Genomic DNA, 12,829 nt, shown 5'->3' with positions numbered 1-12,829 from the left:
GTCAGAACGGAGTCCCTGGATGAACGAAACGATCGAAAAGGCCGTTCTTCGGATGATATCCGAAGGCGCCATGTACGAAACGACCTGTCGGATGTTCCGCCTGGTCGATGGCAGGGACTATGACCGGGTCGGACCCGACTGCTTCACCGAAAATGCGGTCGTCGAATATGATCTGATGCCGGACAAGGGATCCGGCGCCGTCCTGCGTTTTTCGAACCGGGATGAGATGACCCGCTATCTCCTCGACGTCACCCGGCACCAGATCCAGATCCACGCGCATGTGGTCGGACAAACCGTCTTCGACTGGAACGGTCCGCGCCCGAGCCTGACATCGCATGTCTTCGCGCTGCACTGGTTCCGCGCACTCGCGGACCGGGGCGATCTTCGGCCCGCCGACTGGACGGCACTCGGCATCGTGACCGACGAATTCGAGGAACGCGACGGCCGCTGGCTGATCGCGAAACGGCACGTGACGACGGCGGGCGGGCTGGTCGTCGCGGGCGCGCCACCGCCCGACCTCAAGGCCGTCTAGCGACAACGCCTCCGACCACAATCATTGCGAAGGACGGAAATCATGCCAGCCTATCTGATGTCACTCGATCCCGAAGGCGAATGGTATACCGATATCGATGGTATCACCCGATATGGGCAGACCGTACCGCAGATGGTCGAAGCCTTTGGTGGAAAATACCTGCTGAAGCGCCGCGATGCCGAAGTGATCGAGGGCGACTGGACACCTGGTCCGGTGGTCTTGGTCGAGTTTCCGTCAAAGGAGAAGCTGCTCGAATTCTACAATTCGAGTGAATATGAACCCTGGCTCGAGCTGCGCAAAAAGGCCGGCAAGACACGGATCGTCATATTCGAGGACTGATCGCGGCGGCTTCCATGTTCGACGACATATCGTCCCAAATGACCGTTGGTGAATTCGCGAAACGCAGCGGCATCGCCGTTTCGACGGTGCATTTCTATGAGGCGAAGGGGCTGATCACGGGATCTCGCACGAAAGGGAACCAGCGACGCTTCGCACGATCCGATCTGCGGCGGTTGGCGGTCATCCGCATCGCTCAACAGGCCGGCATCCCGCTTGCGATGATCAAGGCACATTTCAACCGGATGCCGGCAACCATGTCGACGACGGACTGGCAATGTCTCGCAAAGTCGTGGCGCGTTTTGCTGGATGAACGGATCACGAGCCTTTTGCAGCTGCGAGACCAGCTCGAGAGCTGCATCGGATGCGGATGCCTCTCGCTTCCGGATTGCCCGCTACGCAACCCCTCCGATGCCTTGGCGGATCAAGGTTCAGGTCCGCGACTATTGACGGGGTCTCACCGGAAACAATCGTGCAATCCGTTGTGAACCTCGTCATTTGGTCGGCTTCAGCCAGCGATCATACCAGGCGATGTTGCTGCGCATGCGGTGGATCAGATAGCTCGGCACGATCAGCCCGTGATTTTCGCCGGGATAGACGATCAGCCTGGTCGGTACGCCCCGCGTCTTGAGCGCGAGATACATTTGTTCGGCACCCACACACGGCACATTGTCGTCGGCATCGGCGCATTGGAACAGCGTCGGCGCAGTGATGCGTTCGGGATGGAGGAACGGATAGGCCAGTTTTCGCCAGGTTTCGAAATTCTCCCATGGCGCGCCCAGTTCGAGCAGATATTCGCGGGCATACATGTCGACGCCGAACAGGCTGAGAGGATTGGCGGCGCCCGCGCCCGAGATCGCGGCCCTGATTCGCGTATCGCTGGCGATCATATAATCCGTCAATATGCCGCCATAGCTCCAGCCCCCGACCCCGATCCGCGCCGGATCGGCGACGCCGGTATCGATCGCATGGGTGATGCCTGCGCTGATGTCCTTCGCATCGAGATTGCCCCAATCGGCATGGATGGCGCGCGCAAAATCGAAACCGCGGCCCGATGAACCGCGCGGGTTGATCTTGAGCACGACATAGCCCGCCGCCGCATAAAGCCGCGCATCGAGATCGAATTCATGGCTGTGCTGATAGACCGGCCCACCATGGAGATCGACGATCAGCGGATAGCGTTTTGCCGGATTGAAATCGGGCGGCAGCGTCAGGAAACCGTGGATCCCGGCATCGCCGCTCCTGAAGGATATGTCGCTCACTTCACCCAGCGCGCGATCCGCGAGCCACGCATTGTGCCGCGTCAGCGCACGCCAGGAACCGGGGGCATTGCCGAGTGCATAAAGTTCGGACGGCATGAGGTCATTGCTGTCGAGCAGCGCGATATTGCCATTGCCCGCCACCGCATAATCATAGCCGAAGCGCTTGCCCTGGGTGAGATAGGCGATCGCGCCACTCTCCGGATCGATCCGCGCGAGCCAGGTGTCGCGGTCCTGCTCGATCAGCGCGAGCAGCCTGCCGTCAGCTGTCCAGCGCGGCTGGTAGAACCAGCGATCGATCCGCGCCGGCCGCGTGATCGCGCCGGTCGCGACGTCGGCGACCGCCAGTTGATGCGGTCCGTAATAGATCCATTTGTCCTCCGGCCCTTCCAGCCAGACCAGCCGGCGTGAATCGGGCGACCAGGATGGTCCCGCGCCCCAGTCCGGATCGCCGTCCGCACCCTGCGACGCGCTGATCCGGCGCGGCGCGGCGCCGTCCGGCGCAACGACGAAGATGTCGTAGTTGAGCGTGCGATCGGCTTCACCCTGATCCTTTGCGACATAGGCGATCAGACGACCGTCGGGTGACCATGCGGGATGCCAGTGATCGCGTGCGCCTTGGGTGAGCTGGCGCGCCTTGCCGGTGGCGAGATCGACCACGAACAACTGCATCGCGCGATCGTCGAGATAACCGCGACCATCCTGTTTGAAGAAGAAGCGCTCGGTCTCGATCGGCGGCGGCGTCTTCGCGGTGCTGCCGACGGCCCGGCCGACCTCGGCCACCACCACTGCCCTTCTGCCGTCAGGGGACAGCGCATAATCGTTGATGCCGCCGGGCAGCGTCGTAATCCTCTGTCCCGGGCCGCCCTTTGCGGGCATCCGCCACAATTGCGTATTCTCGTCCGCCGCCGCCTTCTTGTCCTCCGGATCGGCGTCCGCGGCAGCCTTTTTCAGCCCCGCATCGCTCAGAAAGACGATCCAGCCGCCATCGGCGGTATAACGCGGCTGCGATTCACTGGTCTCGGCGGTATCGGTGATCCGCTCCGGCGCGCCGCCCTGCCACGGCACCGTCCAGAGATCGCTTTTCGCCGCATCCTGCTTCGCGTCGCTCAACGACACGCTATAGACGATCCGGCTCCCGTCCGGCGAGAAGCTTGGACCGGCGACGTCGGCAAGTTTGTAAAAATCTTCCAGCGCGATCGGTGCAGGCTCCGCTGCAAGTGCTGACGGCAAAGCAAGCAGCGCCAGGCCACCGAAAATGGATCGCGTCATGCCCTCTCCCGCATCGGCTTTCGATATGCATCATATGGGCGAGCGGCGGACTGCTTGGCAATTGTCCAATGATTTTCCTCGAAAAGCGAGCATTTTCCTCGACTTCTGTCATTGGCGGCCGCCCTGGCTTCGGTCTAAATGCGCCGATGAAGAAATCATCGCAGCCGACCATCAACGACGTCGCCCGCCTCGCCGGCGTCTCGAAAAAAACGGTCAGCCGGGTGATCAACCGCTCCCCCCTGCTCAATAACGACACGCGAGCGCGCGTTCTGGGCGTGATCAAGGATCTGGGTTACATCCCAAACCCGCAGGCGCGCGCACTGGCGCTGCGCCGCAATTTCCTGATCGGACTGGTCCACGACAATCCCAACGCGCAGACCGTGCTCAACGTGCAGCAGGGCATATTGGAAGCGTTGCGCGACACCGAATTCGAACTGGTGGTGCGCCCTGTCGATCGCGGATCGCCCGACATGCTCACCGACCTGCGCCACTTCCTCGAACGCCAGCGACTGTTCGGCGTGCTGCTGATGCCCCCGATCTCCGAGAATGATTCGCTCGCCAGGCTCTGCGATGAAATCGGCTGCCGCTATGTCCGCATGGGCTCTGCGCAGCTTGACGATCCGGAACACACCGTCGCCTCGAACGATCGCGAGGCGGTGCGGGAGGCGACCGAATATCTGATCAAGGCGGGGCATCGCCGGATCGGGCTGGTACAGGGCCCCCACGGCTTCCGCTCGGCACTGGAACGGCGGCTCGGCTTCGAGGATGCATTGGCCGGCGCCGGCATCGCGCTACCGCGCAGCCTGATCGCCGACGGCAATTATACGTTCGACTCAGGCACGCATGCGGGTGGGCGATTGCTCGACCTGCTCCCCCGCCCCACCGCGATCTTCGCATCGAACGACGAAATGGCGGCGGGCGTGCTTCATACGGCGCGCCAGCGCGGACTGGACGTGCCCGTCGACCTGTCGATCATCGGGTTCGACGACAATCCGATCGCTGCGCATATCTGGCCACCGATGACCACGGTGCGCTGGCCGATGGCGACGATGGCGCGCTCGGCCGCGCTCAAGCTGGTCGGCGACACGATCGAACCGGGCAGCGCGGTCCGGGAACCGTCGCTTTTCCTGTCGGCGCTCATCCGCCGCGCATCGGTGGCGCCGCCACTCCAGCAATGATGCTGCGTGCGGCCGGCCGAGCCGATACCGCCTGCCCTCGACCGAAGCACAAAGCTCCAACCGCGTGGGCAGAGATGGGGGTTCGGCGGTAGGCTCGCAGACCCGCCCCATGTCGTTCCCGCGAATGCGGGAATGACAATGAGCGGGTTCAGAGCGCTCCGTGGCAGTGCTTGTACTTGCTGCCCGATCCACAGGGGCACGGCGCATTGCGGCTGACCTTGTCGCCCCATTCCGCGGGATCGTCGCCCAGATCATCGGCAATATCTGGCTGGACGATCTGGAGCGGCGGCAACCGCGTGGTGATCAGGCCCAGGCTGCCGCCATCGATGTCCGCGCTATTGTCGTCTCCGGTCAGCGGATCGAAATGCGAGGTGATGAAATCGGGCATCTGCGGAAGCGGCGGCGCTTCCTGCGGCATGAACTGGGCATGGGCGAGCACGCGGGTGACGTCCTCGCGGATCGCCGACAGCATCCGCTCGAACAGCGCGAACGCTTCCTGCTTATATTCGTTGATCGGCGTCTTCTGCGCATAGGCGCGCAGGTGAATCACCTGGCGAAGCGCGTCGAGCGTCGCAAGATGCTCTTTCCAGTGGTGGTCGAGGCTCTGGAGGAGGATGCTCTTTTCCACCTGCGCCCAGCTATCGGCCTCGATGTCGGCCGATTTGGCGGTGATCGCTTCGTCGGCAAGTGCCTGGAGCCGTTGCTCGATCAGTTCGGGATCGATCGCTTCCTCGGTCAGCCACGCATCGAAATCGGGCTCGATGCCGAGCACTTCCAGCGTGCGTTCCTTGAGCTGCGCGATATTCCACTGCTCGGGATAGGTGTCGGGCGGGCAGGCATCGGCAACGATGCCATTGACCGTCTCGGCGCGCATATCGGCGACGACATCGTCGACCGTGCCCGCATCCATGATGTCGGAACGCTGCTCGTAAATCACCTTGCGCTGGTCGTTCATCACGTCGTCATATTCGACGACCTGCTTGCGGATGTCGTAGTTGCGCGCCTCGACCTTCTTCTGCGCGGTCTCGATCGCCTTGGACAGCCATTTGGATCCGATCGCCTCGCCTTCCTGCAGATTGCTCCGCATCATCTTGGCGAACATCGTGTTGGGCCCGAAGATCCGCAGCAGATCGTCGTCGAGCGACAGGTAGAAGCGGCTGAGGCCGGGATCGCCCTGACGGCCCGAACGGCCGCGCAGCTGATTGTCGATGCGGCGGCTTTCGTGACGCTCGGTGCCGAGCACGAACAGGCCGCCGGCGGCGAGCACCGCGGCCTTTTCGACCTCGATCTCCTGGCGGATCGTCTCGATCGCGGCGTCACGCTCGGGCCCCTCGGGCATTTCCGCCAGTTCGTCGCCGATGCGGAACTCGAGATTGCCGCCAAGCTGGATGTCGGTGCCGCGACCCGCCATGTTGGTGGCGATCGTCACGACGCCGATGCGTCCGGCCTGCGCGACGATATGCGCTTCGCTTTCGTGGAAGCGCGCATTGAGCACTTCGTGCTTCACCCCATCTTTGGTCAGGAAGTCCGAGAGCAGTTCGGATTTCTCGATCGAGACGGTGCCGACCAGCACGGGCTGGCCATTCTCGGCCTGCGCCTTGATCCTTTTGGAGATCGCCGCGAACTTCTCTTCGAGGCTCTTGTAGAACTCGTCCTCCTCATCGACGCGCTTGACCGGCACGTTGGTGGGGATGGTCACGACATTCATCTTGTAGATGTCGTAGAATTCGGCCGCCTCGGTCGCGGCGGTACCCGTCATGCCCGACAGCTTGGGATACATGCGGAAATAATTCTGGAAGGTGATCGATGCGAGCGTCTGGTTCTCGGGTTCGATATTGACGCCTTCCTTGGCCTCCACCGCCTGGTGAAGACCGTCGGACCAGCGCCGTCCGTCCATCATGCGGCCGGTGAATTCATCGATGATGATCACCTTGCCTTCCTTGACGATATAATCGGTGTCGCGCTTGAACAGCACATTGGCGCGCAGCGCCTGGTTCAGGTGATGGACGACCTGGGTGTTCTCGTAATCGTAGAGATTGCTGCCCTCGAGCAGATCGGCGGCTTCCAGCATCCGCTCGACCTTTTCGGTGCCGTCCTCGGTCAGGATGATCGAGCGCTGCTTCTCGTCGACTTCGTAATCCTCGGCGACGAGCTGCTTCACCACCACATCGACGCGCATATAGAGTTCGGACTTGTCGTCGGTCGGGCCGGAGATGATCAGCGGCGTGCGCGCTTCGTCGATCAGGATCGAATCGACCTCGTCGACGATCGCGTAGTTGAAGGGGCGCTGCACCATCTGCTGGCGCTCATATTTCATATTGTCGCGCAGATAGTCGAAACCGAACTCGTTGTTCGTGCCATAGGTGATGTCCGCGGCATAGGCGTCGCGGCGCGCCTGATCGCCGATATTGGGCACGATGACGCCGACGGTCAGGCCGAGGAAGCGATAGACCTGCCCCATCCATTCGGCGTCGCGCCGGGCGAGATAATCGTTGACGGTGACGACATGGACGCCCGTGCCGGGCAATGCGTTCAGATAGGTGGCGAGCGTCGCCACCAGCGTCTTGCCCTCGCCCGTCCGCATCTCCGCGATCTCGCCACGATGGAGGACGATGCCGCCGACCATCTGGACGTCGTAATGCCGTTGCCCCAGCACGCGCTTCGCCGCTTCGCGCACCGTCGCAAACGCCTCGGGCAGAAGGTCGTCGAGCGTTTCGCCTGCCTCGAGCCGGGCGCGGAATGCCGCGGTCTGCGCCGAGAGATCCTCGTCCGAAAGCGCGGACACGGCGGGCTCGAAGCCGGCGATGCGGGCGACGATCTTGTCGAGCGATTTGACGTAACGATCGTTGGACGATCCGAAAATGGCTTTGGCAACGCCAGCGAACATGATGAAATCCTGTCTTGAATCGAGAGTTTGAACGCCGGCTGCCCGGCTTCGCCTGCACGCATGACACGCGCGAAATATCGAGAAGAACGGCCTGAATCGAGGCCGGGCCGGCGGCTATTCCAGCCGGCTTCCGTTCACCAGAAGCACCGCGCGGAGCGCACCGGCCTGGACAGGCGCAAGTGGCAAGGCGGCGGGAAAGGCGGCGGCAGGTCGAACCAGATCGTGCGCTATGCGGGGCATAGGCGCCGCGATTTCGGTCAGAGCATCGACGGCGGCACCGGCTGTGCTGCTTTGCACCTGCACACGCTCCGCCACCCGCTCACCGGAGATGATGCCGGTGAAACAGGTCAGCAATGCGGAAAGGAAAAGCAGCAGTTGCAAATGCGCGTCCCAGGTTCGAACCGCCACGACATAGGTGCTGTCGTGCCGTTCGTCTAATCAAAAGCTCATGTCGACGGGATATCCATAGCGTATCCAGCTTAACGCTGCATTGATCCGCACCGAAGCGAGGCTATAGCGACGTCACCATGACCCAACCCGCACGCTCCCCGCTCGCGCCCCAAGGCTTTCCCGACCTCCCCGCCATTTCCGGCGTTGCGCTGCGCGTCGCACGCGCGCGCTACAAGAGCTGGGATCGCTGCGACCTGACCTTCGTCACGCTCGATCCGGGCACGTCGGTCGCGGGCGTGCTGACCAAAAGCAAATGCCCCTCTCCCGAAGTCGAATGGTGCCGCGCTGCACTGACGCTCGGCAATGCGCGTGCGCTGGTGGTCAATGCGGGCAATTCCAATGCCTTCACCGGCAATCGCGGCCGTGCCGCGGTCGAGGCGATCGCCGCGCGCGCCGCCGGACATCTCGGCTGCCAGCCTTCGGACATCTTCGTCGCTTCGACCGGCGTGATCGGCGTGCCTCTGCCGATCGACAAGGCGGAGGCCGGGCTCGATGCGGCCTTCACCGCCGCCCCTTGTGGCTGGCAGGATGCCGCCGCCACGATCATGACCACCGACACTTTCGAAAAGGCGGCAGTGACACGGGCGGTGATCGGCGATCGCACCGTCAGCTTCGTCGGCATCGTCAAGGGATCGGGCATGATCGCGCCCGACATGGCGACGATGCTCGGCTTCGTCTTCACCGACGCCGCGATCGAGCCCGGGCTGCTCCAGGCGATGCTGAGTGCGGCCAATCGCGCCACCTTCTCGTCGATCACCGTCGACAGCGACACCTCGACCAGCGACACCGTGCTCGCCTTCGCCACGGGCAAGGCGGGCAATGCGCCGCTCGCGTCGTTCGACGACGACGGTGCGGACGCTGTCCAGGCCGCGCTCACCGACATGTGCCGCCAGCTCGCCCATCTCGTCGTCCGTGACGGCGAGGGTGCGTCGAAATTCATCGAGATCAATGTCACCGGCGCCGAATCCGACGACAGCGCCCACCGGATCGCGCTCAGCATCGCCAATTCGCCGCTGGTGAAGACCGCGATCGCAGGCGAGGACGCCAATTGGGGCCGCGTCGTGATGGCGGTCGGCAAAGCCGGTGAGCCGGCCGAGCGCGACAGGCTCTCCATCCGCTTCGGCACGACCCAGGTCGCGACGGGCGGCCTCGCGGTCGAGGGCTATGACGAAGCCCCCGTCGCCGCGCATCTGAAGGGCAAGGAGATCGAGGTCGGCGTCGATCTCGGGCTGGGCGATGGCCGTGCGACGGTTTGGACCTGCGATCTGACGCACGGTTATATCTCGATCAACGCCGATTATCGGAGCTGAGGCGATGCTGACGATCTGGGGCCGGCTCAATTCGCACAATGTGAAGAAAGTCGCCTGGTTCGCGCAGGAGATCGGCATTCCGCATGTCCGCCGGGATGTCGGCGGCGCGTTCGGCATGGACGCGGCCTATCTCGCGCTCAATCCCAATGCGCTGATCCCAACGATCGAGGACGGCGATCTGGTGCTGTGGGAATCGAACGCGATCCTGCGGTATCTGGCCGCACGCTACGCGCCGGAGGCATTCTGGCCGGAAGACCCCGCCCTGCGCGCGCAGGCCGACAAATGGATGGACTGGCAGTTCGGCTATGCCGATGCGCAACGCGACGCCTTTCTCAACCTGATCCGCCATGCGCCCGAAGCGCGCGATCCGGCCGCGATCGCGCGATCCGCGCAATCATGCGCCCGGATGATGGTGCGGATCGACGAGGCATTGGCCGAGCAGCCCTGGCTGTCCGGCCAGAGCTTTGGCCTGGGTGACATTCCAATGGGTGTCTATGTGCATAGCTGGATGACGCTCGACATCGAGCGTCCGGACATGCCGAATGTACAAAGATGGTATGCGGCGCTTCAGGCCCGCCCGGGCTATGCCGATCAGGTCATGATTCCGCTGACCTAGGAGCCGTAATCCACATGCACAGCCTCTATCGTCAGGTCGCCGAACTGATGGAACAGGTCGCGGCGGACGTTGTCCTGCCGCGCTATCAGAATCTTGCCGAAGACGAGATCAGCGAAAAGGCGGCCGACGATTTCGTCACCATCGCCGACAAGGAAAGCGAATTGCGGCTGATCGAGGGGCTTGCCCGAATCTTGCCGGAAGCCGGCATGATCGGCGAAGAAGCCGCCGCGGCCGATCCCGCAATCCTCGATCGCGCGGGCATTGGGCTCAACTGGATCATCGATCCGATCGACGGCACCGGCAATTTCGCGGCAGGCCGCCCGCCCTTCGGCATGATGGTGGCACTGGTTGCGGACGGTGCCATCCAGGCCGGCTGGATCCTCGATCCGCTCGACGGCCGGATCTGCCACGCGGTGGCAAGCGGCGGCGCATTTCTCGACGGAGAGCGCATATCGGCACGGGAGAGCGGATCCGCCCTGCCCATCGCCGCGCTCGCCGTCTATTTCATGACGCCCGAGCGCCGCGCCGACATCGTCGAACGTGCGCGCGGCCGGCTGACCCTGGTCGACATTCCGCGCTGCGCGGCGGAACAATATCCCCGCCTCGTGCTCGGCCTGAACGATGTCGCGCTGTTCGAGCGCACTTTGCCCTGGGACCATGCCCCCGGCGCGCTCTTCCTGGCCGAATCCGGGGGCCGCATCGCCCGGCCCGACGGATCGCCCTATATCGTCGGCGACGGCCGCAAAGGACTGATCGGTGCCGCATCGCCGCGTCTGTGGGACGAAAGCGCCAGGATCCTCTTCGGCTGAGCTTTACACCCACAACCGCCGACGCCATTGCCGCGCGGCGCGCAATCGGGCGTGCATCAGCGATGGGAGGCCGTCATGGCACATCAAGACGATTTCACCGATCTGCCCTGCTTTCGAGGTGATCGCGAAGCGGCGTAAGGGTTACCCCTCCGAGACTCAGGTCAAGCGCGGGCTGCGCTTCGTCCATGGCGATGTCGAGCTCATCGAGAAGCTCGGCCGAAAGGATCCCTGCCCCTGCGGCTCGGGCCTGAGATTTCAAATCCTGCTGCCTCACATCTGGCCGGTTTCGATGGGTCGGAGCGGCATGACTATTGGCGCGATTGAGCCTTAGTGAACGCTTTCACCACCGGTGTAGTTCGGATGCCGGTGGTGATCGGCGTCATAGCTCTTGACGATTTAGTTTACATCTGCGTTAAATATTAACAGATAGGAGAATCGAAATGGTCGATATGTCAAAACGCCCGGCGGTCGTTTCCGCGATCGTCTACAAGGATGCGATGGCCGCTTTCGAATGGCTTCAGGCCGCCTTCGGCTTCGAGCCCGCGATGCTGATCACCGATGCGGAGGGCAATCTGGCCCATTCCGAGATGATCTTCGGCGACGGCTGGATCATGGTCGGCAATGAATGGAGCGACGATCATCGCAGCCCCGCCAATATGGGCGGCAAGAATACCCAGACCGTCCATCTCCAGATGACGACCGATATCGACGCCCATTGCGAACATGCGCGCAATGCCGGTGCGGAGATCCTGATGGAGCCCGAAACCCAATTCTATGGCGACCGCACCTATCGCGCGCGCGATCCCGAAGGGCATATCTGGACCTTCGGGCAAACGGTGCAACAGGTCGAGCCCGAGGATTGGGACAGGGATACCGGCCTGAAGACCAAGATCTGGCCGTGAGCGCAGCGGCTGCGCGGCTCGACCGGACATTGGCGGCGCTGGCTGATCCGCATCGCCGCCAGGTCGTCGAGCTGCTGCGTCGACAGCCACGGCGTGCAGGCGAACTGGCTGCAGCGACCGGGTTGAGCCCGCCCGCGATGAGCCGGCATCTTCGCACGCTGCGTGCGTCGGGGCTGGTGGAGGAACGTCATGATGGCTTCGATGCGCGTGTGCGCGTCTATCAACTCACGCCGGCACCCATGGCGGAGCTGACGCGCTGGTTGCAGGAAACCGAGGATATGTGGGCCGGTCAACTCACCGCGTTCAAGGCGCATATCGAAGCGCTGGACAGCGGCGAATGACCTCGCGCATCCTGGTGGCGATGCGCGTGCCGGGGCCGCCCGAACGCGCCTTTCGCGTCTTCACCGAGGACATCGGCAGTTGGTGGCGCGACGCCCCGCTGTTCCGCTTCACGCCGCGTAGCCCCGGTGAGGTGGCATTCGAACCACCGGGCGACGGCGCACCCGGCCGCTTTGTCGAGAAGCTGCCGAACGGCAAGACCTTCCTGATCGGCGAAGTCGCGATATGGGATGTCGGGCGACGCCTTGTGTTCGGCTGGCGCCAGGCGACATTCAGGCCGGATCAGCACACCGAGGTCGAGATCATTTTCGAGCCGGTCGGCGACGAAACCCGCGTGACGGTGCAGCATTATGGCTGGGACAGCGTACCGCAAACCCATGTCGCCAAGCACGGCATGCCCGCCATGCTGTTCGATCAGCGCCACGGCGAATGGTGGCGGATGCTGCTGTCATCGCTCAGGGCGCATATCGCCTGACCGGCCTGGCTCAGGCATCCCCCCCTCCCGCGAGCGGGAGGGGCGTTAAAGCATCAGGCGAAGGTGACCTGCCCGATGCTGGAGATACCGAGCAGAGTGACCGAGCCGCCGAGTTCGAGATTGATGGTGAGATCGACGATGGTGTCGCCATTGGTGTCGGCGGCGACGCTGCTCAGGATGTCCATGCCGACGGCAAGATCGATGACATCCTGTCCGGGGGTATAGTCGGTGATGACATCATGCCCGTCCTGGAAGTTGATGATGAAGACATCCTTGCCGGCACCACCGGTCAGCGTGTCGTTGCCACCACCGCCGATCAGCACATCGTCACCGCCCGCGCCATTGAGGCTCTGATTGCCCGCAAAGCCGTAGAGCCGGTCCTCATCCGCCGTGCCGGTCAGCACATTGCCGCTGCGGCCGCCGCCCACCACCTGCACGCCATCGGCCAGCGTGGTGATCGTCAT

General features: G+C 63.3%; 15 protein-coding genes. 11 read left to right on the top strand and 4 right to left on the bottom strand.

Going from position 1 to position 12,829, the window contains the following annotated elements; genetic code table 11:
• The first annotated feature begins 19 nt into the window (after nucleotides 1–19).
• The 3 genes from AC3WN8_RS20170 to soxR are packed head-to-tail and all read left to right on the top strand — an operon-like array spanning nucleotide 20 to nucleotide 1,356.
• On the top strand, nucleotides 20–532 hold the full coding sequence (locus AC3WN8_RS20170) for a nuclear transport factor 2 family protein (RefSeq protein ID WP_492671271.1): 513 nt from the start codon (nucleotides 20–22) through the stop codon (nucleotides 530–532).
• Between the two features lie 42 nt (nucleotides 533–574).
• Complete coding sequence (locus AC3WN8_RS20165; RefSeq protein ID WP_492671270.1) at nucleotides 575–871, top strand: DUF1330 domain-containing protein; 297 nt, start codon at nucleotides 575–577, stop codon at nucleotides 869–871.
• 14 nt (nucleotides 872–885) lie between these two features.
• Nucleotides 886–1,356 carry a redox-sensitive transcriptional activator SoxR gene (soxR, locus tag AC3WN8_RS20160; RefSeq protein ID WP_492671269.1) on the top strand — a complete coding sequence of 157 codons (471 nt, stop codon included), beginning with the start codon at nucleotides 886–888 and terminating at the stop codon, nucleotides 1,354–1,356.
• 6 nt (nucleotides 1,357–1,362) lie between these two features.
• Here soxR and AC3WN8_RS20155 read toward each other — a convergent pair whose 3' ends face one another.
• On the bottom strand, nucleotides 1,363–3,399 hold the full coding sequence (locus AC3WN8_RS20155) for a S9 family peptidase (protein ID WP_492671268.1): 2,037 nt from the start codon (nucleotides 3,397–3,399) through the stop codon (nucleotides 1,363–1,365).
• A gap of 146 nt (nucleotides 3,400–3,545) precedes the next feature.
• On the opposite strand from AC3WN8_RS20155, the gene AC3WN8_RS20150 reads away from it, so the two are divergent.
• The gene (locus AC3WN8_RS20150; protein ID WP_492671267.1) at nucleotides 3,546–4,577 is read left to right on the top strand and encodes a LacI family DNA-binding transcriptional regulator; all 1,032 of its coding nucleotides are present in this window, start codon (nucleotides 3,546–3,548) and stop codon (nucleotides 4,575–4,577) included.
• Nucleotides 4,578–4,725: 148 nt separating this feature from the next.
• On the opposite strand, the gene secA is transcribed toward AC3WN8_RS20150, so the two are convergent.
• Nucleotides 4,726–7,464, bottom strand: a complete 2,739-nt coding sequence (gene secA / locus AC3WN8_RS20145) for a preprotein translocase subunit SecA (protein WP_492671266.1) — start codon at nucleotides 7,462–7,464, stop codon at nucleotides 4,726–4,728.
• Nucleotides 7,465–7,578: 114 nt separating this feature from the next.
• Nucleotides 7,579–7,872, bottom strand: a complete 294-nt coding sequence (locus tag AC3WN8_RS20140; protein WP_492671265.1) for a hypothetical protein — start codon at nucleotides 7,870–7,872, stop codon at nucleotides 7,579–7,581.
• 119 nt (nucleotides 7,873–7,991) lie between these two features.
• Here AC3WN8_RS20140 and argJ point away from each other — a divergent pair, with 119 nt between their 5' ends.
• The 7 genes from argJ (at nucleotide 7,992) to AC3WN8_RS20105 (ending at nucleotide 12,365) form a co-directional block, all read left to right on the top strand.
• A complete protein-coding gene (gene argJ, locus AC3WN8_RS20135) occupies nucleotides 7,992–9,224 on the top strand; it encodes a bifunctional glutamate N-acetyltransferase/amino-acid acetyltransferase ArgJ (protein ID WP_492671264.1) in 1,233 nt (410 codons plus the stop codon).
• 4 nt (nucleotides 9,225–9,228) lie between these two features.
• Nucleotides 9,229–9,840: a glutathione S-transferase family protein gene (locus tag AC3WN8_RS20130; protein ID WP_492671263.1), complete on the top strand. Its 612-nt coding sequence runs from the start codon at nucleotides 9,229–9,231 to the stop codon at nucleotides 9,838–9,840.
• A 14-nt stretch (nucleotides 9,841–9,854) separates the two neighbouring features.
• The gene (locus AC3WN8_RS20125) at nucleotides 9,855–10,649 is read left to right on the top strand and encodes an inositol monophosphatase family protein (RefSeq protein WP_492671262.1); all 795 of its coding nucleotides are present in this window, start codon (nucleotides 9,855–9,857) and stop codon (nucleotides 10,647–10,649) included.
• Entirely contained in the window at nucleotides 10,597–10,980 is a 384-nt protein-coding gene (locus AC3WN8_RS20120; RefSeq protein ID WP_492671261.1) for an SEC-C metal-binding domain-containing protein, read from the top strand. The genes AC3WN8_RS20125 and AC3WN8_RS20120 overlap by 53 nt, the downstream gene beginning before the upstream one ends.
• A gap of 109 nt (nucleotides 10,981–11,089) precedes the next feature.
• Nucleotides 11,090–11,551: a VOC family protein gene (locus AC3WN8_RS20115; protein WP_492671260.1), complete on the top strand. Its 462-nt coding sequence runs from the start codon at nucleotides 11,090–11,092 to the stop codon at nucleotides 11,549–11,551.
• Nucleotides 11,548–11,892 (top strand): ArsR/SmtB family transcription factor, encoded by a 345-nt coding sequence (locus AC3WN8_RS20110; RefSeq protein WP_492671259.1) that lies wholly within the window; start codon nucleotides 11,548–11,550, stop codon nucleotides 11,890–11,892. Before AC3WN8_RS20115 ends, AC3WN8_RS20110 begins: the two co-directional genes overlap by 4 nt.
• Nucleotides 11,889–12,365 (top strand): SRPBCC domain-containing protein, encoded by a 477-nt coding sequence (locus tag AC3WN8_RS20105; RefSeq protein WP_492671258.1) that lies wholly within the window; start codon nucleotides 11,889–11,891, stop codon nucleotides 12,363–12,365. The genes AC3WN8_RS20110 and AC3WN8_RS20105 overlap by 4 nt, the downstream gene beginning before the upstream one ends.
• Before the next feature lie 53 nt (nucleotides 12,366–12,418).
• Here AC3WN8_RS20105 and AC3WN8_RS20100 read toward each other — a convergent pair.
• On the bottom strand, nucleotides 12,419–12,829 hold a 411-nt coding region (locus AC3WN8_RS20100), incomplete at its 5' end, for a calcium-binding protein (RefSeq protein ID WP_492671257.1).

It is taken from the genome of Sphingobium sp. FW305-3-2-15-F-TSA7, from assembly GCF_058787155.1.
This window is presented reverse-complemented; position numbering and strand designations above follow the sequence as displayed.

Bases quoted from the DNA above. Each gene is read 5' to 3' on its own strand.
- argJ (WP_492671264.1), top strand. From the start codon at position 7,992: ATGACCCAACCCGCACGCTCCCCGCTCGCGCCCCAAGGCTTTCCCGAC.
- soxR (WP_492671269.1), top strand. From the start codon at position 886: ATGTTCGACGACATATCGTCCCAAATGACCGTTGGTGAATTCGCGAAA.
- AC3WN8_RS20165 (WP_492671270.1), top strand. From the start codon at position 575: ATGCCAGCCTATCTGATGTCACTCGATCCCGAAGGCGAATGGTATACC.
- AC3WN8_RS20105 (WP_492671258.1), top strand. From the start codon at position 11,889: ATGACCTCGCGCATCCTGGTGGCGATGCGCGTGCCGGGGCCGCCCGAA.
- AC3WN8_RS20125 (WP_492671262.1), top strand. From the start codon at position 9,855: ATGCACAGCCTCTATCGTCAGGTCGCCGAACTGATGGAACAGGTCGCG.
- AC3WN8_RS20155 (WP_492671268.1), bottom strand. From the start codon at position 3,399: ATGACGCGATCCATTTTCGGTGGCCTGGCGCTGCTTGCTTTGCCGTCA.
- secA (WP_492671266.1), bottom strand. From the start codon at position 7,464: ATGTTCGCTGGCGTTGCCAAAGCCATTTTCGGATCGTCCAACGATCGT.
- AC3WN8_RS20170 (WP_492671271.1), top strand. From the start codon at position 20: ATGAACGAAACGATCGAAAAGGCCGTTCTTCGGATGATATCCGAAGGC.
- AC3WN8_RS20115 (WP_492671260.1), top strand. From the start codon at position 11,090: ATGGTCGATATGTCAAAACGCCCGGCGGTCGTTTCCGCGATCGTCTAC.
- AC3WN8_RS20130 (WP_492671263.1), top strand. From the start codon at position 9,229: ATGCTGACGATCTGGGGCCGGCTCAATTCGCACAATGTGAAGAAAGTC.
- AC3WN8_RS20150 (WP_492671267.1), top strand. From the start codon at position 3,546: ATGAAGAAATCATCGCAGCCGACCATCAACGACGTCGCCCGCCTCGCC.